Here is a 21298-nt window from a genome sequence, read left to right as displayed (position 1 = left end):
CGTCGTGAACCGAACCATTCTGTGAAATCAGCTCTATGGGCGAGCTGGTTTCGAGCTGCTTCGCAAGACGATCATGCTCCGGTAGATACCTGCGGTTGAGGTCAGAACTCGGCCGTCCAGACTCCGGCCGGGTGCCCGTCCGGCGACCGCCACAGCTGAGGTTGCGAGTCCCGATGCCCCGGCTCGACGCCTTCCTCCCAGTGGAAGCGCCCGCTCGCGTCAGGCCAGGCCACCTGCAAAACCGGAAGGGGCGGACGCCGGTAGAACCTGATGGCCTGTCCGAGGAAGGTCCTGTACCAACGTGGATCCGCCCGCCTGAGCCTCACCGGCAGACCGCGGGCGATGCTGTGATGCTCCTGGCCGTCAGCCAGGGCCGTACCCAACACGGCCCTCTCGCCGAGCGTATTGAGCATGCGGTGCATGAGGTGCACATCGAGCCCGAACATCGCGAGCTCAGGCGTGCCGTACGTGTGGGCCAGCCCGATCGTGTAGGCGAACCCTGGGCCGATCTCATCCTCCGGCACCATTACGACGTGCCAGCCGTGCTCCTGCACATTGCCGATGATCGCCCGCTCAACCTGGCCGACTTCGTCTCGGTCACCGTAGTCATGGCACAGGACACAGCGGCACTGGAATGGATCATCGACCATGCCTGCAGAGTACGGGGCGAATGTTCGAACCGAGGCAGCGGGCTCACGCACACACCACTCTCCTGCGCACATCTACCTGCGGAGGTATCTACTACCGGGTCCGTTCCTGGGCCAGCCGGAGCTGGAGCGGTCTGCGGGCGCTGAGCGACTACGCCCAAACCGTGCGGAGCGGGTTCGTCGGTGACTTCAAGCGCTACTGCTCCGGCTCCGCTCCCGGCGCGAAATGGCCGGTACGGGCGATCGCCAACGGGGAGACCGGCAGCACGATGGCCCGCTGGGGCCGGGAACGCATCTTCCACGTCCCCAAGCAGGTCCACCCCGACGGGCGGGCCGAGATGACCCACCATCTGAAGATCGACCGCAACGGTATCGCACCCCGCCTGTACTACCTCGACGACACCCGCGGGCCGACCGGGCAGATCATCATCAGCGACATCGGCCCCCACCTGACGAACACCCACACCAACTGACCCCAGCAACGTGGGACTTGGCCACCGCGGAGAGCTCACACGCCGGAATTCGGATGCGCGCCCCCACCCGTACGGCTAGAACTGACCTGATGACGATCTTCCACTGCTCCGGGTGCGGCGATGCCCTGACACCTACGCTCACGCCCCTGCACGCCGTACCGGAGCCCCCACCCTTCGAACGGCCCAGGCCGGGGGCCCGGGGGCCCGAAGCGACGATCCCCCGGGGGCACTACGCGATCGAGACCGAGCCCTGGGGGGCTCCGTACGAGCCCTACCCCGACGACGAGGAAGGCCCCGCCCAACGCCGGGCGGGCTGGATGTCCGACATGCGTGGCCTCCTGAGGTCCGCAGGCCCCCGGGGCAACATCGTCCTGAACCCCGAGGACGCGGTGGACCTGATCATGCTGGTGGACGCGAGCATGGGGTGCTGCGGTGGCCCGTCCGGCAACCAGCGCCTCAACCGCGCGTGCCGGTGCGGGCAGCCCGTCGCGACACTGGCCGCCGACTGCACCACGGTCTACGAACTGCACCTGGACGCAGATCGCGTGCGTGCCGGCACAGCGGCGAGCTGACGGGCCGGATCAGCGGGTGCTGAAGAAGCGGCTGTTGCGCTGGGCGACCGCGGGCGCGGCGGTGCAGGTCGGCGAGGCGGTCGGTCAGCAGCGCGGGCCAGAAGGAGCGCCCCAGCCGCTCGGGCATGGCAGCCGTCTTCCGCCAGACACCCGGCCAGCCCGAGCCCTCGGTTGTCGGTGCGCTCGGCGGCCGCAGGGTTGACTGTGCGGCGGCCTCGGTCGGCCCGGCGTCACGGGCGCGTCCCCGACCCGGCGTCACATCCCGCGCCGGCGCACGTGGCAGGCTTGCGGGTCATGGGTACGGACAGCATGGACAGCGACACAGAGCGGCCACCGCTCCTCGTGGTGGACGGCGCGAACGTGGTGGGCTCGGTGCCGGACGGCTGGTGGCGCGACCGGCGGGGTGCGGCGGAGCGGCTGCGCGACGCGCTGGTGCCGGTCGCGGAGGACGGGTTGGCGCTGGCCGCTGATCGCGCCCCGGGGTGGTGGCACGGTGGCCCGCTGGAGGTGGTCCTGGTGGTGGAGGGAGCCGCTCGCGGGGTGTCGGGGGTTCCTCGGGTACGGGTGGTGGCGGCGTCGGGGAGCGGTGACGACTGCATCGTCGAGCTGGTCGCCGCAGCCCGTTCCGCCGTTCCGGACCGCGCCTGCCTGGTCGTCACCGCGGATCGCGAACTCCGCACCCGGGTCACCGCCTTGGGCGCCGAGGTAGCCGGCCCGCGCACCGTCCGCCCCGCCTGAACGGCCCGCGCGAACCAGCCATCGCAACGAGGAGCAGCCTGGGCATCCCTCAGAGCCCGGACTCCTCCCCCGGGCAGACGCAGAGCCCGTCCACGGCACGCTCGGCAGCGGTGTGCAGCTGCCGGACCTCCCTGCAGGGGAGGCGGGCGACCACGATGGCGATCCGATCGGGATCGGTGGGAGTCCTCGCACTCACCTCGAGCTCGGCCCGCTCGGCCGCCGCCGCTCGGACCAGGACCGAGAAGACGTAAGAGTCCTTCTCCACGGCGTAGGCGTCGGCCCACAGTTCGATCAACGCGCCGCTCCGCAACGTCACGTGCCAAGCGGAGGGAACTCCAGCAGCGAACTCCATGGCGGCGAGCCTAGCCGTTGCCGGGACAGTCGAATATCGCCGTGGGTGAATGGGGGTCTTCTCAGGGGCCACCGACACGCCCCGGGACGGAAGGCACTTGAGTCTCCAGTGGGGGGAGACGGGAGGGTACGGGGTATGGACGGCGACGCGCTCTTCACGATCGGGGACCTGGCTCGGCGGACCGGGCTGACGGTCAAGACCATCAGGTTCTACTCGGACGAGGGGATCGTGCCGCCGACGGACCGGAGTCCGTCCGGCTACCGGCTGTACGACGTCGGTGCGCTGGCCCGTCTGGACCTGGTGCGCACGCTGCGCGACCTCGGGGTCGAACTCGCCGTGATCCGGCTGGTGTTGGACCGGGAGGTGTCGGTGTCCGAGGTGGCGGCGGCGCACGCGGACGCGTTGGAGGTGCAGATCCGCACGCTCCGACTGCGGCGCGCCGTACTGCGCGCGGTGGCCGAACGAGGCTCCACCACCGAGGAGATGACCCTGATGCACCGACTGGCGAAATTGACCGACGAGGAACGCGGGCGCCTCGTCGCCGAGTTCATCGACGACACCTTCGGCCGCTACGACGCCAACCCGGAGCTCGTCGCGATGATGCGCGCGGCCGCGCCGGTGCTGCCGGAGGACCCCGAGCCCGCACAGGTCGAGGCCTGGGTGGAGCTCGCCGAGCTGACCCGGGATCCGGACTTCCGGGCGGCGGTGCGCCGGATGGCGCGGTACCAGGCCGACGAGCGCGAGCGGGGCGACGACACGGGGCTGCACCACGAGCTCACCGAGGCGGTGCGCGAGGGGGTCGGCCGGGCGTTGGAGGCCGGCACGGCGCCGGGGTCGGCAGCGGCGGCCGAGGTGGTGGCCGGGCTGACGGCCCGTTACGCCGAGACCTTCGGAAGGGCCGACGACGCGGTGCTGCGCGGCTGGCTGCTGAACAGGCTGGAGGTCGCGGGCGATCCGCGGGCCGAGCGGTACTGGCACCTGCTGGCGACGGTCAACGGCTGGCCCGTCCCGGAGAGCCTGGGCCCGGTGTTCGCCTGGTTCGGCGAGGCGCTCCGCGCGCACCCCGCGCGGTAGTCCGGGCCCGCCTCCCCGGCGGGGACGAACAGGGTGCGGCTCGACCGGGTGTCACGCTCCCCCGGTCGAGCCGCACCCGGTGCACGGGCGAGCCCGATCAGCCTCTGCCGGGGTGCACGAGCTCCTCCGGGATCTCGGTCCACTCACCGATCAGCTCTTCGACGAACTGGATCGGCACGTAGGCCCAGAATTCGCCGGCCCTGGCGACTCGGGCCGTTCCGACGTCGGCCGTGCCCGGAAGGGGAGCGGCGGAGGCGGAGGCGGGAAGGAGGAGGACCGCCGCCACAGCGAGGGCCAGTGCGGCCGAGGTGTTCTTCATCATGGACCGATCATGGACGAACGACCCTTCGCCCCGCTGCCCTCCGCACGGGTGACCCCGGACGGCCCGGAGGACCGGGCCCGAATCCTGTCGGAGCGTCAGAGCGGCCGGGACCGGGGCCGCTCGGGGGTGGCCAGGGCGGCGCCGAGGACCATGCCGACGGCGATGCTGACGACGATGGTCACCAGCTTGAGCAGGTCCTGGAACCCCTCGATCACGTAGCCGCCGGCGAGCGTGGTGAGGCCGCGCATGCCGAGCGAGCCGACGGTGAGGGTGAAGAAGCCCGGGAGCAGCAGGACGAGCCGGGGCGGGTGCCGCGGTGCGCGGGCGAGGGCGGTGGCCACCGCCGCGAGGATGGTGGCGGCGACGAACGTCCCGCCGACCTCGCCGATGAGTTTCGTGCCGAGCGACTGCACGCCGACGGTGAGGTAGACCAGGAGCAGCAGTGGGCCCAGGAGCCGGAGCGGGATCGCGAAGGCGAGGACGGTCCCGACGGTGAAGACGATCCAACTGAGGAACAGTGACCAGCGCGGCAGGTCGGAGGTGGCCGCCTGGTCGAACAGGGCCCGGGTGGAGGTTCCGGTGACGAGGACGCCGATCAGCACGCCGACGTACAACTGCAGGAGCAGGAAGGCGGAGTAGACCAGGCGGACGGCACCGGTGGTGATGTGGCCGGCGGCGAGCTCGGCCGAGGCCGCGCTCAGGTAGTCGCCGGGAACGAAGAAGAACAGCGCCGGGAGCATCAGCAGGACGGGGCCGCCGCGCGCCGGGTCGTCGGCGAACAGTTCGAGGGTGAGCACGGAGACCGCGACCGCGACCACCAGCGGCAGGACCTTGGTGAGGCGTGGCCTCCGGTCGGCCGCGACGGCGAGGACGGCGACGAAGGTGCTCAGGGCGGCGGTCGTGCCGATCTCGTGCCAGGTCGGCTGCATCAGCGGGGCGAAGCCGACCGAGAACAGCACGATGCCGAGGAGCTTCAGCCACCAGGGGTACGGGGCCGGGGAGGTCCGGATCCGCTCCAGTCGCCGCTCCGCCTCGGTCAGGTCGGTACGGCCCTCGGCGAGGTCGGTGAGCAGCGGCTTGAGCGCGGTGAGCCGGTCGAGGCGGAAGACCTCGGGGACCCCGTGGACGGTGACGGTCCTGGACCTCCCGCGGACCGTGACCGTGAGCGTCGCCCCGTCCGGCACCAGGAGCACATCGGTCTCGGCCCCCAGCACCTCGGCCGTAGCCCGCACGTGATGCTCGATCAGCTCGGCGCCTTCGCCACTGGTGTCGAGCAGCAGCCCGGTCAGCCGGCGCAGGAAGTCGGTGACCCGGTCGAGGCCGGCGTCGTCTGGTCGGTCCACTGCCTCACGTCCCGGTCCGGCCACGGCCGCCGCGGCCCGTGGCGCGAACGTAACACCGCGCTCGCCCCACCGCCCCGCACGAACACACCGCCGATCGGCTGACGGTCCGTCGGGATCCCCTTGCGCCTGGTACCCCCCGGGGGTATAAATATCTCCACAAGGAGATACCCCCCATGGGTATCTGACGGACCATCAAGAGGAGACCGCCATGTCCTGCTGCTCCCCCGCCGGCACCTGCTCGACCGACTCGACCACCCTCACCATCGAGCCCCCCGTCGCCGCCGACAGCGTCACCACCGTCTACGCCGTCGCCGGGATGACCTGCGGCCACTGCGAGAAGTCGGTCGGCGCCGCCGTCTCCGCCCTCCCGGGCGTCACCTCCGTCTCCGTCGACGTCGCGGCCGGCCTGGTCACCGTCGCGTCGGAGGGCGAGCCCGAGGACGCGGCCGTGCGCGCCGCCGTCGACGAGGCCGGTTACGAACTCACCGGCCGCGCCTGAGGGTTCACCCCTCGTCCACGAGCCTTCACGACCCAGCGAGGAGCACCCATGAGCACGCAGGCACCCGCCTCCCACGAGGTGGAACTCGAGATCGGTGGCATGACCTGTGCGTCGTGCGCCGCCCGGGTCGAGAAGAAGCTCAACCGGATGGACGGCGTCGAAGCGATCGTCAACTACGCCACCGAGAAGGCGAAGGTCTCCTTCGCCGCCGACTCGGTGGAGGTCGCCGACCTGATCGCCACCGTCGAGGCGACCGGCTACACCGCGGCCGTCCCCCGGCCGGCGGACGCCGAGCCGGAGGCAGGGGCGGGGGCGGGGGCGGGGGCGACCGGTGAGCCCGACCCACTGACCCCGCTGCGGCAGCGGCTGGTCACCTCCGTGGTGCTCAGCCTGCCGGTGATCGCGGTGGCGATGATCCCGGCGCTGCAGTTCGACAACTGGCAGTGGCTCTCCCTCACCCTGACCGCGCCGGTGGTGACCTACGCGGCCTGGCCGTTCCACCGGGCCGCCTGGACCAACGCCAAGCACGGCGCCGCGACCATGGACACCCTGGTCTCGCTCGGCACCGGCGCCGCGTTCCTCTGGTCGCTGTGGGCGCTGTTCTTCGGGCACGCGGGGATGCCCGGGATGCGGCACGGCTTCGAGCTCACCATCGCCCGCTCCGACGGTGCGTCGAACATCTACCTGGAGGCGGCGGCCGGCGTCACCGCCTTCATCCTGGCCGGGCGCTACTTCGAGGCGAAGTCCAAGCGGACGGCCGGTGCGGCCCTGAAGGCCCTGCTGCAGCTCGGGGCCAAGGACGTCACCGTCCTGCGCGACGGCGCCGAGGTCCGGGTGCCGACCGCCCAATTGGCCGTCGGTGACCTGTTCGTGGTGCGGCCCGGCGAGAAGATCGCCACCGACGGGGTGGTCGAGCAGGGCTCCTCCGCGGTGGACGCCTCGATGCTCACCGGCGAGTCCGTGCCCGTGGAGGTCGGCGCCGGCGACGCCGTCACCGGAGCCACCGTCAACGCCGGCGGCCGCCTGGTGGTCCGCGCCACCCGGGTCGGCGCCGACACCCAACTGGCCCGGATGGCCAAGCTGGTGGAGGACGCGCAGAACGGCAAGGCCGCCGCCCAACGCCTGGCCGACCGCATCTCCGGGGTCTTCGTCCCCGTCGTGATCACCCTGGCCCTGGCCACCCTGGTCTTCTGGCTCGCCACCGGCGAGGGCTGGACGGCCGCCTTCACGGCCGCCGTGGCGGTGCTGATCATCGCCTGCCCCTGCGCCCTCGGCCTGGCCACCCCGACCGCCCTGATGGTCGGCACCGGACGCGGCGCCCAGCTCGGCATCCTCATCAAGGGCCCCGAGGTGCTGGAGACCACCCGCAAGGTCGACACCATCGTCCTCGACAAGACCGGCACCGTGACCACCGGCAAGATGACCCTGCTCGCCGTCCACACCGCTGACGGCGTGTCGGAGACCGAGACCCTGCGCCTGGCCGGGGCCCTGGAGCACGCCTCCGAGCACCCGATCGCCGCCGCCGTCGCGGCCGCCGCCACCGACCGCCTCGGCACCCTGCCCCCCGTCGAAGGCTTCGAGAACGTCCCGGGCCTCGGAGTGCAGGGCGTGGTGGACGGCCACGCGGTGGTCGCCGGACGGGAGCAGCTGCTCACCTCCTGGTCGCAGTACCTGACCCCCGAGTTGGCGAAGGCCAAGGCCGAGGCCGAGGAGGCCGGTCGGACGGCCATCGCGGTCGGCTGGGACGGCGAGGCCCGTGCCGTCCTGGTGGTCGCGGACGCGGTCAAGCCCACCAGCGCCGAGGCCATCACCCGCCTGCGCGCCCTCGGCCTGCGGCCGATCCTGCTGACCGGCGACAACGCCGCCGTCGCGCGGTCCGTCGCCGCCGAGGTCGGCATCGACGCCGCCGACGTCATCGCCGAGGTCCTGCCGCAGGAGAAGGTGGACACCGTCCGCCGCCTCCAGACCGAGGGCCACTCGGTCGCCATGGTCGGCGACGGGGTCAACGACGCCGCCGCCCTCGCCCAGGCCGACCTCGGCCTCGCCATGGGCACCGGCACCGACGCCGCCATCGAAGCCGGCGACCTCACCCTCGTCCGCGGCGACCTGCGCTCCGCCGCCGACGCCATCCGGCTCTCCCGCCGCACCCTCGCCACCATCAAGGGCAACCTCTTCTGGGCCTTCGCCTACAACGTCGCCGCCATCCCACTGGCCGCCGCCGGACTGCTCAACCCGATGATCGCGGGCGGAGCCATGGCCTTCTCCTCGGTCTTCGTCGTCGGCAACAGCCTCCGCCTCCGCACCTTCCGCACCCGCTGACCACCTCTCCCCCTCCCGGTTCGCCCGGCACCGACCCCCCGGTGCCGGGCGAACCGGCATGTGGTGCTGGACTTCGACGGTGTCCAAGTGGAGTTCTGCCACTGGAAGTTCGACGAGCTCTCGATCGGCTGGGGCACCATCGAAACCTCGGCGGCCATCGCGGGGTGGCCGGCCGACCCGGAGTACGTCCACCACGCGGCGGGGCGGTGAGCAGCGCCGTCAGAGCAGCCAGCGGACGACGGTGACGCCGCCGACCACGGCGAGCGCCACGAGCGCGAGCGCGGCGAGGCAGAGGCCCGCGCACCCCAGCCACCTCAGGTCGTCGTCCCCGGCCGGGGCGGTGCTTTCGTCGCGCTGTCGGACGTGGTCCCCCGCGGTGTGCCAGTACACCGGCCGGCACAGGTGTGCCGAAGCCGCCTCGCGGAGCCCGACCAGCCGGGCGCGGGCGGTCTCCGTCGCGACCTCGCGCTCCGAGCCGTACCAACGGAGCGCCACCATCCGGTCGAGCGGGTTCGGGTGGCGGGCTTCGAAGGCCGCCGTCTCGTCCGGGTCGCGGTCCTCTTCGAGGTAGGCCCAGCGACCCGCCTCGACGGTCTCGCCGTACAGGCGGTAGACCTCGGCCAGACGCCGCCTGGCCGTCAGGTCCGCCGGGTACGAGCCCACCAGGCCCCGCAGGCGCTGGCGGGCGACGGGTATCCGGCCGGCGCGGAGGTCCGCGTCGACTCTCAGCAGGGTGGTCTCGACTGTCACCGGAGCATCGTGACGTGGACGGAAGTGCAGGTCAAAGGGGTTATGCCCGACCGGCGGCGGAGTCTGCACGGCGGTGGGCGGTTTCGGGCCGGGTCCGGGTTGGAATGTCCCGGAGTAGTCCGTGTACGACATCAGGGAGGGCGCGATGGCTCTCGAGGGCGAGTACGACCCGAGCCCGATGCAGTGGATCCGCGAGCAGGTGGAGCTGTACGAGCGGTCCGGCGGCACGGAGGGCACCACGCTCTGGGACACCGGGCTGCCGGTCGTCATCGTGACGATGCGCGGAGCGCGCAGCGGCCGGATCCGCAAGGTGCCGCTCATGCGGGTGGAGCACGAGGGGCGGTACGCGGCGGTGGCCACCAAGGGTGGTTTCCCGCGCCACCCCGTCTGGTACCACAACCTCAGCGCGAACCCGCTGGTGGTCCTTCAGGACGGCTCGGAGCGCCGCCCCATGACGGCCCGTGAGGTCACCGGTGAGGAGAAGGCCGAGTGGTGGGAGCGGGCGGTGGCCGCCTATCCGACGTACGCCGAGTACGAGAAGACGGCCGGCCGGGTGATCCCGGTCTTCGTCCTGGAACCCGGGCCGGTGTAGGCCCGGGCGCGGAGGCGGACGGAGGTCAGACGAGGGCGGCCGGGCGGGACGGCTCGTCCGTCTCGGCGGCTGCGGCGCGCAGCGCCGCCTCGACGCGGCGGTTGCTCGTCATGGTGGCGGTGACCACCGTCATGGTGAGCAGCAGGCCGGCCGCGACGAAGATCGGGGTGCGGACGTCGTAGGCGGTGGCCAGCCAGCCGCCGAGGAAGGCGCCGAAGGGGGCCGCGCACATGGAGAGCATCCGGGAGGTGGAGGCGACCCGGCCCATCAGGTGGGCGGGGACGATCGCCTGACGGAGCGACGGGGCGAGCACCATGGTGGCGCCGATGCCCGCGCCGCAGACGGCGAGCCCGAGGCCGGCGACGTACGCGTTCGGGGCGGCTGCGACGGCGAGGATGGCGAGGCCCTCGACGGTCGCGGTGCAGGTCAGGGCGGTGCCGGTGCCGAGGCGTCGGCCGAGGAGGGAGGCGAAGCCCGCGCCGAACAGGCCGCCGACGGCCTCCGCGGTGAGGAGCAGGCCGTAGCCGGAGGCGCCGACGCCGAGGCGGTCGTGGGCGAAGAGGGCGAGCACGGTCTCCATCGCGAGGAACGCGACGTTCCCGACCGCGGGGCGCAGCGCGAGGCCGAGCAGCAGACGGTCCCGGAAGACGTGGGAGGCGCCGGCGCGGGCCTGCTTGAGCAGCGACTCGCGGGCCTCCGGGGCCGGTACGGGCACGGCCGGCAGGGAGCGCACGAGCAGGGCGGAGAGCGCGAAGGAGAGCGCGTCGGCGAGCAGCGGGACGGCGCGGCCGAGGGCGAGCAGGGCGCTTCCGGCGGGCGGGCCGGCGAAGCCGGAGGCGGCGGTCTGGGTGCCGCGCATGCGGGAGTTGGCGCGCTCCAGGAGGGCGGCGTCACGGCCGAGCAGGCCGGGGAGGTAGGCGGTGGCGGCGGTGTCGAAGAAGAGTCCGCCGAGGCCGAGGAGGAAGGCGACGGCCGCGAGGAGGGGGATGGTCAGGGCGTCGAGGGCGAGGGCGGCGGCCGGTACCGCGAGCAGCAGCGCGCGGGCCGCGTCCGCCACCCACATGGTGCGGCGGCGGTCCCAGCGGTCGACCAGTGCGCCGCCGAGGATGCCGAAGAGCAGCCAGGGGAGGGTGCCGGCGGCGGTGACGACGGCGATCGCGAGCGGGTCGCGGGTGAGGGTGAGGGTGATCAGCGGCAGGGCGGAGTGCAGCACTCCGTCGCCGAGGGAGGAGACCGTCTGAGCGGTCCACAGCCGTCCGAAACCGGTCGGCAACTTCTGTACGGCAAGGGTCACTTGGTGGTCTCCTCGGCCTGGTCGGCCTGGTTGCGGGAGCTGGGGTGGAAGAGCGCGAAGACGAGCGAGGCGTCCGGGAGCGACGGGTCGGAGAGCGCGCGGTACTCGTCCGCGAGGGCCTCCAGGCGGGCGCCGAGCTCAGCGAACTGCTCGTCGGTGAGGCGCAGGTGGGCCATCCGCACGTGCCGCTCGCCGTCGGGCGACGAGGCCTCCAGGTCGGCCACGGCGTGCCGCATCAGCACGTCGGGGCCGCCCTCCCCCGGGTCCGGCAGCACGATCGAGCGCGCGGCCATCGCGTAGTACCGCTCGATGACCCCCCGGACCTTCCTGGTCCGCACCACCTTGATCAGGCCGGCCCGTTCGAGGATCCGCACGTGGTAGCTGGAGCTTCCCTTGGCGAGGCCGACCCGGTCGGCGATCTGGGTGATCGTCGAGGGTTCGAAGCGGAGCACGGCCATGATGCGGTGGCGGGTGAGGTTGGAGACGGCGCGCAACTGCTCGTCGGTGGAGAGGTGGAGCGCCTCGGGAAGATCATCGTTGGTCACGCCCCCAATGGTCAACACTTCTTGACCATTGCGCAAGGGCTTTCCCTGACTCCACGCCACCACGATCCCGACGGGCCCCTGCCCCTCCCCGGTAGGCCCCGCCAACCCGGCCCCACCGAACGGAGGTTGAGGCTGCCGCTGGGTGTCGCGTGGCGCCGGGACGTGGCAGTGTGCCGGGGAGTGCTCGGGACGGAAGGGGGAGCGGTGGGGCTGTGGGAACAGGTACCGGCGTTGGTCGGGGTGGTGGTGGGGGCCGTGGGGTCGATCGCCGCAGCGGGTGCGGCGGAGAAGAGCCGCTGGCGGCGGGCGCGGGCGGAGCGGTGGGACGAGAAGCGGTTCCAGATCTACGTGGGGTACGCGAACGCGCTGAAGGCGCAGATCCGGATAGCCCAGCGGATCGGGGCGGCCCGCGGGTTCGCCAACGTGGTCGATCCGCTGGATCCGGTGCAGGGGCTGGTGCTGCTGGCGGAGGCGGAATCGCGGCGGGCGGCGGAGTGGGAGTCGGTGCTGCTGGTGGGCGACGCGGAGACCGTCGCGGCCGCCCGGGCGTGGCACGAGGCGGTGTGGAACGTCGAGCTGTACGCGCGGGGACTGCGGACCGACCCGGACGGCTGGGCGGCGGCGGAGCAGGGGATGAGCCGGGCGCGGGACGCGTTCTACGCACGGGCGCGGCGCGACCTCGGGATCGCGGGGCCGCCCCCGCCCTCCGGCAACTGGCCCCGGCCCTGGCAGGTGGAGGACGGGGGCCCGGGCACCGGCTGAGGCCGGCGCGGGCCCGGTACGGCTCCGCGTGGAGCCGCGCCACCGAGCTTGCCTCGCATGGGAACTTCCACCAGCGCAGGCTGTCACGGCGACACCACCGCCCCGGCCCCGGGTGGCACGATCCGCACCAGGACGACTCTCGGTGACGCCGCAGCGGCGCTACCGAGAGCACTGGTTGAACGGCAAGCCGACGAGTCGTTCCTGATCCACCGTCAACCCGCACTCCGCGAAGTCAGGCGGCGCCCCGGGCGCTGGACTCCCTCCGCAGCCGCACCCCGCCGATGACCAGCGCCGCCCCTGCGGCCACCACGCCGAGGTGGGCCGGGGGCGGCAGCTCGACGAGCTTGTGCACCCAGCCCCACTCCGCCCCGAAGAAGGTCCGCGACACGAAGCCGAGGAGCCCCTGAGCTCCCACGACGTAGCCGATGCTCTCGATGGTGTATCCGATGGTGATCCGCATGGATCGAGCTTCTCGCGGGCGGCGACCCGTGATCGTCCTCCGCAGGGGCGAGAGCGCGGTACACCGAAGGTTGCAGGTGCGCGGGAGACGGCGCCGCTCAGTCGGAGTTGGACCACAGCAGGACGGCCGGGCCGTCCGGAGTGAGGACCGGGACCCAGGCCTCGTCCGTCTCGGCGGCACGGCTGTCGTCCAGTCTGAGCGGGTGGGGGTGGTCGACGGCGCCGTCGGAGGTCCAGTAGCGGAGGGCGGAGACGGTGGCGCCCAGGCGGAGGCGCTGCTCGGCCGTCCAGCGGTGGTCCGCGGCCCCGGCCCCGCGCAGCTCGCGCTCGAACAGGGCTCGCAGTGCCGCGAGTTGGGGCGCGCCGGCGAGCGGGACCAGGAAGCCCTCGACCTGGCCCTGTCGGTTGGTGGTGCCGCCGTACTGCTGGTGGTAGACCACCCGGGTGTCCGCCTCGACCACCAGGCAGAGCCAGTCACGGCCGGCCGTGCCGTCCGGGTCGAGGGGGACGTGGTGACGCTTCGTCATGGAACCCAGTGTGGCAACCGGGCGGTCACGGGCTCCACGGGATTTCGGTGGGGAGGACGGTGGCGAGCTCGGCGAGGGTGCCGGTGAAGGCGGTCCAGGAGTCCTGGGTGTCGGTGTCGTCGGTGTGGGGGCCGCGGAACCAATGGAGGTAGGCGTCGATGTCCTCCAGGGCCCAGCGGAGGCGGTAGTGCGCGAGGGCGGCGGGGTCGACGGGGTGGCCGGTGGTGGCGCTGTAGCGGGCGAGGTCGGCGGGGGTGGGGTCGAGCAGCCAGAGGTCGCGTTCGGGGGTGGCAAGGGCGACGGTGTCCCAGTCGACCAGGAGGACGTGGTCGGGGTGGCGCAGGAGGTTGCCGGGGTGGGGCTCGCCGTGGGTGACGACCCCGGGGACGGAGGTGAGGGCCTCGGTGGTGCGGTCGAGGTGGGCGAGGGCGCGGCGGAGGGCGGGGAGGTGAGTGGCCGTCAGGGTGCGGGCGGGCTCGGCGTACGGGCCGGTGGCCCAGGGGGTGGTGAGGGACGCGAGGGCGGCGTCGAGGCGGGGACGGCCGGAGAGGCCGGGGTGGTGGACGGGGGTGCCGGGTGGCGGGGCGGTGGTGTGGAGGCGGGACAGGGCGTCGAGGAGCAGGCGGCGGTCCGCGGGGGCCAGGCGGTCGAAGAAGCCGCCGGGGGTGCCGGAGGCGTAGGGGAAGACGCTGAGCGCGTAGCGCGGCGAGAGCCGGAGGGCGGTCTCGCCGTCGGGGGTGGCCAAGGGGGCGACCAGCAGGCCCAGGTGGCGCAGCGACCGGGCGGTGGACATCGCCGCGCGCAGCCCGAGGAGGGCGGAGTCGGGGTCGGGGCCGCAGTGGCTCTTGTGGGCGAGGTCCGCGACGGTGAGGAACCAGCGGCGGCCGTCGGGATCGGTGGCGGTCCAGTGGTGGTCGCCGAAGCCGACGGGGGCGTAGGCCAGGGAGGCGGCGGTGAGGCCGTAGGCGAGCAGGCCGGTGCGGAGCTGCTCGTCGTGGAGGTCGTCCGGTCGGGTCTTCACGCCATCGAGGGTAGTGAGCACGGGACGCCAGAGGGCCCGCCCCACCCCGGAAGGGGAGGACGGGCCCTGAGGAGGCGTCAGACCGCGCGGCGGCACGTCGTCCGACCATGGGTCCGGTCGACGGTCTACCGGCCGTCAGTCCGGACCGGGCGCCAAACCGTCGGACTGGACCCGGCGTCAGCCGAGCTTCGCGAGGGCGGCGTCCAGGCGGGCCAGGGTGCGCTCCTGCCCGAGGACCTCCATCGACTCGAAGAGCGGGAGGCCGACGGTGCGACCGGTGACCGCGACGCGGACCGGGGCCTGGGCCTTGCCGAGCTTCAGGCCGTGCTCGGCGGCGACGGCCTCCAGCTCGGTCTTGAGCGCGTCGGCCTGCCAGGTGGCCGCGGCCAGGCGGGTGCGGGCGGTGCGCAGCAGGTCGGCCGCGCCGGCCTTCATGGCCTTGTTCCAGGAGGCCTCGTCCTGGACGGGCTCCGGCAGGAAGAGGAAGTCGACCTGCTCGGTGATCTCGGAGAGCAGCGCGATCCGGGACTGCGCCAGCGGCGCCAGCACCGCGAAGGCCTCGGCGTCGAAGTCCTCGGCCGCCCACGGGGCGCGGTCGGCGGCCAGCCACGGCGCGCAGGCCGCGGTGAACTCCTCGACGCCCATCGCCCGGATGTACTCGCCGTTGAAGGAGCGCAGCTTGGCGACGTCGAAGAAGGCCGAGGCGGCGTTCACGTCGGCGACCCGGAAGAGCTGCTCGATCTCCTCGTAGGGGCGGATCTCGACGTCGTCCTTGGGGCCCCAGCCCAGCAGCATCAGGTAGTTGACGAGGGCTTCGGGCAGGTAGCCCTCGGCCAGGTAGTCCTCCAGGGCGACCTTGTCGCGGCGCTTGGAGAGCTTCTGGCGCTTCTCGTTGACGATCACCGGCAGGTGCGCCCAGACCGGCGGGGTGGCGCCGAGGGCCTCCCAGAGCAGCTGCTGCTTCGGGGTGTTGGAGAGGTGCTCCTCACCGCGGATGACCTGGGTGACGCCCTGCTCGACGTCGTCCACCACGTTGGCCAGCAGGAATACCGGGCTGCCGTCGCCGCGGGCGATGACGAAGTCCTCCATCGCCGAGTTGGGGAAGGCGGGCTCGCCGCGGATCAGGTCCACCACGACCGTGGTGCCCTCGTCCGGGGTGCGGAAGCGCAGCGCGCGGCCCTCGGCGTACTCCAGGCCGCGGTCGCGGCAGTGGCCGTCGTAGCCGGTCTGGGCGGAGCCGGTGCGCTCGGCGAGCTGCTCGCGGGTGCAGTCGCAGTGGTAGGCGCGGCCGGCGGCGTAGAGCTTCTCGGCGGCGGTGCGGTGCAGCGGGGCGTTGGCCGACTGGAAGTACGGGCCCTCGAAGGCCGCGTCACCCTCGTGGATGCCGATGGCGGCCAGGGCGCTGATGATGCCGTCGGTCCACTCGGGCTTGTTGCGGGCGGCGTCGGTGTCCTCGATCCGCAGGACGAACGTGCCGCCCTGCTGTCGCGCCGTCGCCCAGTTGTACAGGGCGGAGCGGGCACCCCCGACGTGGAACATGCCGGTGGGGCTCGGTGCGAAACGGACACGGACGGAACGGGATACCTCGGTCATGGAGGGAAGCCTACTGACTCCCGGGACCTTCCATGGTCACCGGGCCCCCTGACGCACCCCGCGCCCGGCGGCCGGACCGCCCTGGGTGCACACCCCGTCCCGTCCTCAGGACCAGCGCCGCTGCCCCGCCCGCCACTGCTCCACCCACTCGGCGAAACCCCACGCCGCACCCGTGGTCGGCACCGGGGTCACGCCCACGTCGGCCACCATCCAGACCTCGCCCCGGTGCGGCCCGGTGGTCACCAGCAGCCAGAAGGACTGGCCGTCCTCCGAACCGAGCACCACCGAGCCGTGGTTGAACGCGGCGTCGATGCGCGCATCGTCCGGGTTGTCCTCCTCCTCCCAGCACCAGGCGGCCCCGACCGGGAACGGGGCGGCAGGCCGGCGGCCGCCGGGCCCCGTTGAGGAGGCAGCCCCGAGATCGGGCCACTGGGCCGGGAGCAGACCGAGCGGCTGGAGGCCGCCGTCCTCGGCCGGGCCGAGGGAGCTGCCGTTGGCCACCTCGGCGACGAAGGACCGGTAGGGCTCGGGGAGGGTGACGCCGTGCTCGGTCTCCCAGGCGGCGACGGCCCGCCGCCCCAGCGGCGGCTCGCGCCACTCCGGGGGGAACGCTTCGCGCAGCGCGTCGAGGACGGCCGGACCGGGGGCGGGGTCGTGGATGTCGGTCACGGGGAGAGGGTGGCAGGCGCGACCGACAGCGGACCCGACGGGCCGTCAGGCGGGCGAGCGCGGCGAACGGTCACGGCAACGGACGGTCACGGCGGCGACGGGACCGGCGGGCCCGGGGCGGTGGCGCGTCCGCTCGGGGCGGACCGGGGCGGCGGCTCTTGGAACGGGCGGGTGGGCGGCACTAGGCTGCGCCGGTGCTGGCGGACCAGGGATTCCTCGGACGGGTGGAGCGGGTGCTGCGTCGGCCGCGGGTGACCGACTCCGTGTTGGCGGTGGCGTACACCGTGGCCGCGTTGGTGCTGGGGCAGGAGCCCGAGCCCGGGGACTGGCACGCGCCGGACGCCCGGGGCGCGCTGCTGACCGTGCTGATCGGCGTGGCGCTGGCGGCCCGGCGGATGGCGCCGGTGCCGGTGCTGGGCGCGACGGTGGCGGTCTGGCTGGTGTACATCGCCCTGGGGTACTGGCCCGTCGTCAACTCCCCCGCGGTACTGCTGGCGCTGTACGCCGTGGCCGTCTCCACGGGACGTGCGGCGACGGTGGTGTGCTCGGTGGCGGTGGGCGCGGCCTGGGTGGTGGCCGGGGTGATCTACCGGGAGCACGGGTCGATGTCCTCGGTCCTGGTGCAGGCGGTGGCGTTCCCGCTCGGGGTGGCGCTGCTCGGCCGGACGGCCGGGCTCGCGGCCGAACGGAGCGTCCGGCTGGCGGAGTTGACGCGACGTCTGCGGGCCGAGCAGGAGGCCCGCGCGGCGCAGGCGGTGACCGAGGCGCTCACGGAGGAGCGGGTGCGGATCGCCCGGGAGCTGCACGACGTGGTGGCGCACCACCTGTCGGTGGTCTCGCTCCAGGCCGGCCTCGCCTCGTACGTCTTCGAGGGCGACCCGAGGACCGCGCGCGGGGCGCTGGACACCATCGCGGGCACCGGCCGGGAGGCGCTGGACGAGCTGCGGCGGATGCTGACCCTGCTCCGGGTCGGGTCGGTCGGCGCCGAGGACGGGGTGGTGGAGGAGGACGAGGGCCCGGCACCGGGGCTGGGGCGGGTGGAGGAGCTGCTCGCCCGGGTCCGGGGCGCGGGCGTCGCGGCCGAACTCCTCTGGGAGGGCGAGCCGTTCGCCCTTCCGCCGGGGATGGACCTGTGCGTCTACCGGGTGATCCAGGAGGCGCTGACCAACGTGCTGAAGCACGCCGGCCCGGCCACCGCGACGGTCTCGGTCCGCTTCCGGCCGCACCACCTCACCGTCCGGGTGACCGACGACGGCGCGGGCCTCCGCGACAGCGCGGGCCTCCCCGGCCTCCCCGGCCTGCCCGGCATCCCAGGCGTCCCAGGCGTCCCAGGCGGCGCGGCCTCGGCCGGGCACGGACTGATCGGGATGCGCGAACGGGCCCGGGTCTACCGCGGCACGGTGAGCGCAGGGCCCCGCCCGGAGGGCGGCTTCGAGGTGCTGCTCACGCTCCCCGCTCCGCGCGGGCCGGAGGACGGGGAGGCGGCATCCAGGTCTGCTCTCCATTCGGACAGCTCGGACGCCGCGGGCGGGCCGCCCCTATGATCGGCGCGCCGGAGCGATCAAGCTCCACGCTCCCCCGCTCCACGTACCTCCAGGAGGTCCCCATGATCCAGCGAATCGGCAGCAACGCGCGCATGAGCGAGGCGGTCGTCCACAACGGCACCGTGTACCTGGCCGGCCAGGTCGCCGGTGACCTCTCGGCGGGCACCACGGAGCAGACCGTGCAGGTGCTGGCGAGCATCGACAAGCTGCTGGCCGAGGCCGGTTCGGACAAGACCCGCATCCTGCGCGCCGAGATCTTCCTGGCCGACATCGCCGAGTTCGCGCAGATGAACGAGGCCTGGGACGCCTGGGTGCCGGCCGGGGCCGTCCCGGCCCGGGCCACCGTGCAGGCCGCGCTCTACCACCCGGACGTCCGGGTGGAGATCGTCGTCACCGCGGCGGTCTGACCGCGCTGACGGCGGGTCACGGGAAAAACCCCTCGGCCGGTGCGGCGGAGCGCTGCTAGCGTCGGGGGCATGAAGCGCGCAGGCATGGTCCGCACGACGACGCCGGAGAACGTCCCGGCGCGCTGACCCATGACTGAGTCCGAAGCCCCGGGGCGAGTGCCCCGGGGCTTCGCCGTGTGGTCACTCGCTCCGCCGTACCGCGAGGAGACCGCCGTGCACGACCACCGCCGACTCGGCCGTGAGCTGGACCTGTTCGACACCGACCGCCTGATCGGCGCCGGGCTGCCGTACTGGCTGCCCGACGGCGCGGTGGTCCGGCACGCCCTGGAGGAGTACGTCCGCGAGGCGGAGCGCCGGGCCGGGTACCGGCACGTCTACTCCCCCGTGCTGGGCAAGCGCGAGCTCTACGAGATCTCCGGGCACTGGGCGCACTACAGCGAGGACATGTTCCCGCCGATGGAGCTGGGCGGCGAACAGGTGGTGCTGCGGCCCAGCCTCTGTCCGCACCATGCCCTCATCTACCGCTCCCGGCCGCACAGTTACCGGGAGCTACCACTGCGGATGGCCGAGCTCGGCGGCATGTTCCGGGCCGAACTCTCGGGCGTGCTCGGCGGGTTGACCCGGGTGCGGGCGATCCAGCTGAACGACGCGCACGTGTTCTGCACCCTGGAGCAGGTCGCCGGAGAGGCCCGGGCCGCGCTCGACCTGATCCGGCGGGCGCACCGGGACCTGGGCATCACCGGCGCCCGCTACCGGCTCTCGCTGCCCGGCCCCGGCGGCAAGTACGTGGCGGCGCCGGAGAAGTGGCGGCGGGCCACCGAGCTGCTGACCGAGGTGCTGAACGCCTCGGGGGTGGAGTACGAGGCGGTGGAGGGCGAGGCCGCCTTCTACGGCCCGAAGATCGACGTCCAGGTGGCCGACGGCGCCGGGCGGGAGTCCACCCTCTCCACCGTGCAGGTGGACTTCCACCAGCCGGAGCAGTTCGGGCTGGAGTACACCGGCCCGGACGGCGCGAAACACCGTCCGGTGATGGTGCACCGTGCGGTGATCGGCAGCGTGGAGCGGGTCGTCGCCCACCTGATCGAGCAGCACGGCGGGGCCTTCCCGGCCTGGCTGGCGCCCGTCCAGCTGGTGGTGCTTCCCATCTCCGAGGCCGAACTCCCGCACGCCGAACGGCTGGTGGCGCGGAGCCTGGAGGCCGGGCTGCGGGCCGAGCTCGCCGGTCCGGAGCTGGGGAGCCTGGGCGCGCGGATCCGGCAGGCTCGGCTGGTGCCCTACCAGGCAGTGCTCGGAGCCCGGGAGGCGGCGGACGGAGCGGTGGCCCTGCGGCTTCGCGACGGTCGGCAGGTCCCCGGGGTGTCCGTGGACGGCCTGCTCGCCCGGATCGGCGCGGTGGCCGCCGGGCGGTGGGCGGACCTGTGGGAGGAGGGCACCCCGCCGGCCCCCTGACGCCGCCCGCAGCGTAGGCCGCACCACCACCCGACGTGCCCGTCCGTCCGGCGTGCGCTGCGCGCAGCGCACGCCGAGCGCAAGGCGGCGGACAGCAGGCAGCGCGGACGGCAAGCGACGCGGCGGAGTCGATCACATGCGCGCGACACTCGCCGAGTTACAGCCCGCCTCACCGGTCGGCCCGTTGACGCTGCGCGCAGCGCACACCGGACGCCAGGCGTCGAACAGCGGACGGCACGGACGGCAAGCGGCTCGGCGAAGCCGATCACATGCGCGCGACACAGCCCACGCCACAACCCACCTCTCCCGTCAGCCCGTTGACGCCGCGCGCAGCGTGCGCCGGGCGGTGCGGACTCCACCACGCCGTTCACACCACGGTCCGCCCTTCCCATCACCCCGTCGGCTCCGCGCGCAGCGTGCGCCGGACGGCGCGCCGGAGCCAGTGGTGGGCTCCGTCAGCGGTGTGGCGGGGGTGCCAGGCCATGCCGATGGTCAGGGACGGGAGCGGAAGCGGGATGTCGAGCAGGTGGAGCCCGAGGGCCTCGGCGTCGTGGGTGAGGGGAGAGGCGGCGGCGCCGGGGAGTGCGGCGGGGACCAGGCAGACCAGGTCGCTGCGGGCGGCCAGGGTCATCGCGGCCAGATGGCCGGGCAGCACGACGCCGACCCTGCGCCGCAGGCCCCGCTCGGCCAGGGCCGTGTCGAGCGGCCCGCCGAAGCGGCCGCGCCGGCTGACCGCCACGTGCTCCGCGGCAGCCAGCCGGGCCGGGGTCAACTCCCCTTCCAGCAGCGGATGTCCGGGCCGGACGGCCGCCACCATCCGGAGCTCGGCCAGCTCCTCCACCCGGGTCTCCGGATCGACGTGGTCGATCGATCCCACCTCCAGGTCGATCCGCCCGTCGCGCAGGGCGGGCCCGGCCTCCAACTCCTCGGCCAGGACCCGGAAGGAGACCCCGGGCGCCTCCCGCCCGGCGAGCCGCAGCAGCCCGGGGGCGAGCGCCGAGCCGACCAGGTCGGCGGCCTGGAGGGTGAAGGTGTTGCTCAGCCTGGCCGGGTCGACGCCCGCGCCCGGGCTGAGCAGCGCGGCCAGGCTGCGGACCACGGCGGCGGCCTCCTCCCGCAGCTCCTGCGCCCGTGGGGTGGGGACCATGGTCTGCCCGGCCCGGACGAGCAGGGGGTCCTGGAGGACGCGGCGCAGTCGGGCCAGGGTGCGGCTCATCGCGGCGGGCGAGGTGTGCAGCCGCGCGGCCGCCCTGGTCACGCTCTGCTCGGCGAGCAGGGCGTCCAGGGCGACGGCGAGGTTGGCATCGAGGGCCGGGGAGACACCGCTCACCTGCATCATTCCGTTCC

25 protein-coding genes are annotated in these 21298 nt (G+C 73.5%); 12 read left to right on the top strand and 13 right to left on the bottom strand.

Annotated features, from left to right (window positions below; translation table 11 throughout):
- Positions 1 to 101: 101 nt before the first annotated feature.
- The gene (locus ACWCYY_RS12105) at positions 102 to 650 is read right to left on the bottom strand and encodes a DUF4262 domain-containing protein (RefSeq protein WP_449795932.1); all 549 of its coding nucleotides are present in this window, start codon (positions 648 to 650) and stop codon (positions 102 to 104) included.
- A gap of 161 nt (positions 651 to 811) precedes the next feature.
- Between ACWCYY_RS12105 and ACWCYY_RS12100 the strand changes: the two genes are divergently transcribed.
- From ACWCYY_RS12100 to ACWCYY_RS12090, 3 genes are all read left to right on the top strand, one after another.
- The gene (locus ACWCYY_RS12100; RefSeq protein ID WP_449795931.1) at positions 812 to 1120 is read left to right on the top strand and encodes a hypothetical protein; all 309 of its coding nucleotides are present in this window, start codon (positions 812 to 814) and stop codon (positions 1118 to 1120) included.
- Between the two features lie 89 nt (positions 1121 to 1209).
- Positions 1210 to 1692: a hypothetical protein gene (locus ACWCYY_RS12095; protein ID WP_449795930.1), complete on the top strand. Its 483-nt coding sequence runs from the start codon at positions 1210 to 1212 to the stop codon at positions 1690 to 1692.
- A gap of 309 nt (positions 1693 to 2001) precedes the next feature.
- A complete protein-coding gene (locus tag ACWCYY_RS12090) occupies positions 2002 to 2430 on the top strand; it encodes a PIN domain-containing protein (RefSeq protein WP_345279656.1) in 429 nt (142 codons plus the stop codon).
- A 49-nt stretch (positions 2431 to 2479) separates the two neighbouring features.
- Here ACWCYY_RS12090 and ACWCYY_RS12085 read toward each other — a convergent pair whose 3' ends face one another.
- Positions 2480 to 2725, bottom strand: a complete 246-nt coding sequence (locus ACWCYY_RS12085; RefSeq protein WP_449795929.1) for a hypothetical protein — start codon at positions 2723 to 2725, stop codon at positions 2480 to 2482.
- A gap of 192 nt (positions 2726 to 2917) precedes the next feature.
- On the opposite strand from ACWCYY_RS12085, the gene ACWCYY_RS12080 reads away from it, so the two are divergent.
- A complete protein-coding gene (locus ACWCYY_RS12080; protein ID WP_449795928.1) occupies positions 2918 to 3856 on the top strand; it encodes a MerR family transcriptional regulator in 939 nt (312 codons plus the stop codon).
- Between the two features lie 97 nt (positions 3857 to 3953).
- On the opposite strand, the gene ACWCYY_RS12075 is transcribed toward ACWCYY_RS12080, so the two are convergent.
- Positions 3954 to 4178 (bottom strand): hypothetical protein, encoded by a 225-nt coding sequence (locus ACWCYY_RS12075; protein WP_345279650.1) that lies wholly within the window; start codon positions 4176 to 4178, stop codon positions 3954 to 3956.
- A gap of 95 nt (positions 4179 to 4273) precedes the next feature.
- Entirely contained in the window at positions 4274 to 5521 is a 1248-nt protein-coding gene (locus tag ACWCYY_RS12070; protein WP_449795927.1) for a threonine/serine ThrE exporter family protein, read from the bottom strand.
- 208 nt (positions 5522 to 5729) lie between these two features.
- Here ACWCYY_RS12070 and ACWCYY_RS12065 point away from each other — a divergent pair, with 208 nt between their 5' ends.
- The 3 genes from ACWCYY_RS12065 to ACWCYY_RS12055 all read left to right on the top strand — a co-directional run bounded on the left by ACWCYY_RS12065 (position 5730) and on the right by ACWCYY_RS12055 (position 8549).
- Entirely contained in the window at positions 5730 to 6020 is a 291-nt protein-coding gene (locus ACWCYY_RS12065) for a heavy-metal-associated domain-containing protein (RefSeq protein ID WP_345279646.1), read from the top strand.
- A gap of 48 nt (positions 6021 to 6068) precedes the next feature.
- Positions 6069 to 8339 (top strand): heavy metal translocating P-type ATPase, encoded by a 2271-nt coding sequence (locus tag ACWCYY_RS12060; protein WP_449795926.1) that lies wholly within the window; start codon positions 6069 to 6071, stop codon positions 8337 to 8339.
- Between the two features lie 63 nt (positions 8340 to 8402).
- Positions 8403 to 8549: a hypothetical protein gene (locus ACWCYY_RS12055; RefSeq protein ID WP_449795925.1), complete on the top strand. Its 147-nt coding sequence runs from the start codon at positions 8403 to 8405 to the stop codon at positions 8547 to 8549.
- Positions 8550 to 8558: 9 nt separating this feature from the next.
- On the opposite strand, the gene ACWCYY_RS12050 is transcribed toward ACWCYY_RS12055, so the two are convergent.
- Positions 8559 to 9089, bottom strand: coding sequence for a DUF6584 family protein (locus tag ACWCYY_RS12050; protein WP_449795924.1), 531 nt, complete (start codon positions 9087 to 9089; stop codon positions 8559 to 8561).
- Between the two features lie 145 nt (positions 9090 to 9234).
- On the opposite strand from ACWCYY_RS12050, the gene ACWCYY_RS12045 reads away from it, so the two are divergent.
- Positions 9235 to 9681: a nitroreductase family deazaflavin-dependent oxidoreductase gene (locus ACWCYY_RS12045; protein WP_449795923.1), complete on the top strand. Its 447-nt coding sequence runs from the start codon at positions 9235 to 9237 to the stop codon at positions 9679 to 9681.
- A gap of 25 nt (positions 9682 to 9706) precedes the next feature.
- On the opposite strand, the gene ACWCYY_RS12040 is transcribed toward ACWCYY_RS12045, so the two are convergent.
- Entirely contained in the window at positions 9707 to 10975 is a 1269-nt protein-coding gene (locus ACWCYY_RS12040) for an MFS transporter (protein WP_449795922.1), read from the bottom strand.
- On the bottom strand, positions 10972 to 11520 hold the full coding sequence (locus tag ACWCYY_RS12035; RefSeq protein WP_345279633.1) for an ArsR/SmtB family transcription factor: 549 nt from the start codon (positions 11518 to 11520) through the stop codon (positions 10972 to 10974). Before ACWCYY_RS12035 ends, ACWCYY_RS12040 begins: the two co-directional genes overlap by 4 nt.
- Before the next feature lie 204 nt (positions 11521 to 11724).
- On the opposite strand from ACWCYY_RS12035, the gene ACWCYY_RS12030 reads away from it, so the two are divergent.
- Entirely contained in the window at positions 11725 to 12282 is a 558-nt protein-coding gene (locus ACWCYY_RS12030; protein ID WP_345279631.1) for a hypothetical protein, read from the top strand.
- A 232-nt stretch (positions 12283 to 12514) separates the two neighbouring features.
- Here ACWCYY_RS12030 and ACWCYY_RS12025 read toward each other — a convergent pair whose 3' ends face one another.
- From ACWCYY_RS12025 to ACWCYY_RS12005, 5 genes are all read right to left on the bottom strand, one after another.
- Positions 12515 to 12742, bottom strand: a complete 228-nt coding sequence (locus ACWCYY_RS12025) for a hypothetical protein (RefSeq protein ID WP_449795921.1) — start codon at positions 12740 to 12742, stop codon at positions 12515 to 12517.
- Positions 12743 to 12839: 97 nt separating this feature from the next.
- Positions 12840 to 13268 carry a DUF6210 family protein gene (locus tag ACWCYY_RS12020; RefSeq protein ID WP_449795920.1) on the bottom strand — a complete coding sequence of 143 codons (429 nt, stop codon included), beginning with the start codon at positions 13266 to 13268 and terminating at the stop codon, positions 12840 to 12842.
- Between the two features lie 25 nt (positions 13269 to 13293).
- Complete coding sequence (locus ACWCYY_RS12015) at positions 13294 to 14289, bottom strand: phosphotransferase (RefSeq protein WP_449795919.1); 996 nt, start codon at positions 14287 to 14289, stop codon at positions 13294 to 13296.
- A gap of 177 nt (positions 14290 to 14466) precedes the next feature.
- Complete coding sequence (gltX, locus tag ACWCYY_RS12010) at positions 14467 to 15828, bottom strand: glutamate--tRNA ligase (protein WP_345279665.1); 1362 nt, start codon at positions 15826 to 15828, stop codon at positions 14467 to 14469.
- A 159-nt stretch (positions 15829 to 15987) separates the two neighbouring features.
- On the bottom strand, positions 15988 to 16551 hold the full coding sequence (locus ACWCYY_RS12005; RefSeq protein WP_449795918.1) for an SMI1/KNR4 family protein: 564 nt from the start codon (positions 16549 to 16551) through the stop codon (positions 15988 to 15990).
- A 194-nt stretch (positions 16552 to 16745) separates the two neighbouring features.
- Here ACWCYY_RS12005 and ACWCYY_RS12000 point away from each other — a divergent pair, with 194 nt between their 5' ends.
- From ACWCYY_RS12000 to thrS, 3 genes are all read left to right on the top strand, one after another.
- Entirely contained in the window at positions 16746 to 18095 is a 1350-nt protein-coding gene (locus ACWCYY_RS12000; protein ID WP_449795917.1) for a sensor histidine kinase, read from the top strand.
- Between the two features lie 62 nt (positions 18096 to 18157).
- Positions 18158 to 18502, top strand: a complete 345-nt coding sequence (locus ACWCYY_RS11995) for a RidA family protein (protein WP_345279619.1) — start codon at positions 18158 to 18160, stop codon at positions 18500 to 18502.
- A gap of 156 nt (positions 18503 to 18658) precedes the next feature.
- Complete coding sequence (gene thrS / locus ACWCYY_RS11990; protein ID WP_449796064.1) at positions 18659 to 19951, top strand: threonine--tRNA ligase; 1293 nt, start codon at positions 18659 to 18661, stop codon at positions 19949 to 19951.
- A 391-nt stretch (positions 19952 to 20342) separates the two neighbouring features.
- On the opposite strand, the gene ACWCYY_RS11985 is transcribed toward thrS, so the two are convergent.
- Positions 20343 to 21281, bottom strand: coding sequence for a LysR family transcriptional regulator (locus tag ACWCYY_RS11985; protein ID WP_449795916.1), 939 nt, complete (start codon positions 21279 to 21281; stop codon positions 20343 to 20345).
- Positions 21282 to 21298: the final 17 nt, after the last annotated feature.

The organism is Kitasatospora sp. NPDC001664 (assembly GCF_053596675.1).
The sequence above is the reverse complement of the archived record's forward strand: the minus strand, read 5'-3'. Positions and strand labels throughout refer to the sequence as shown.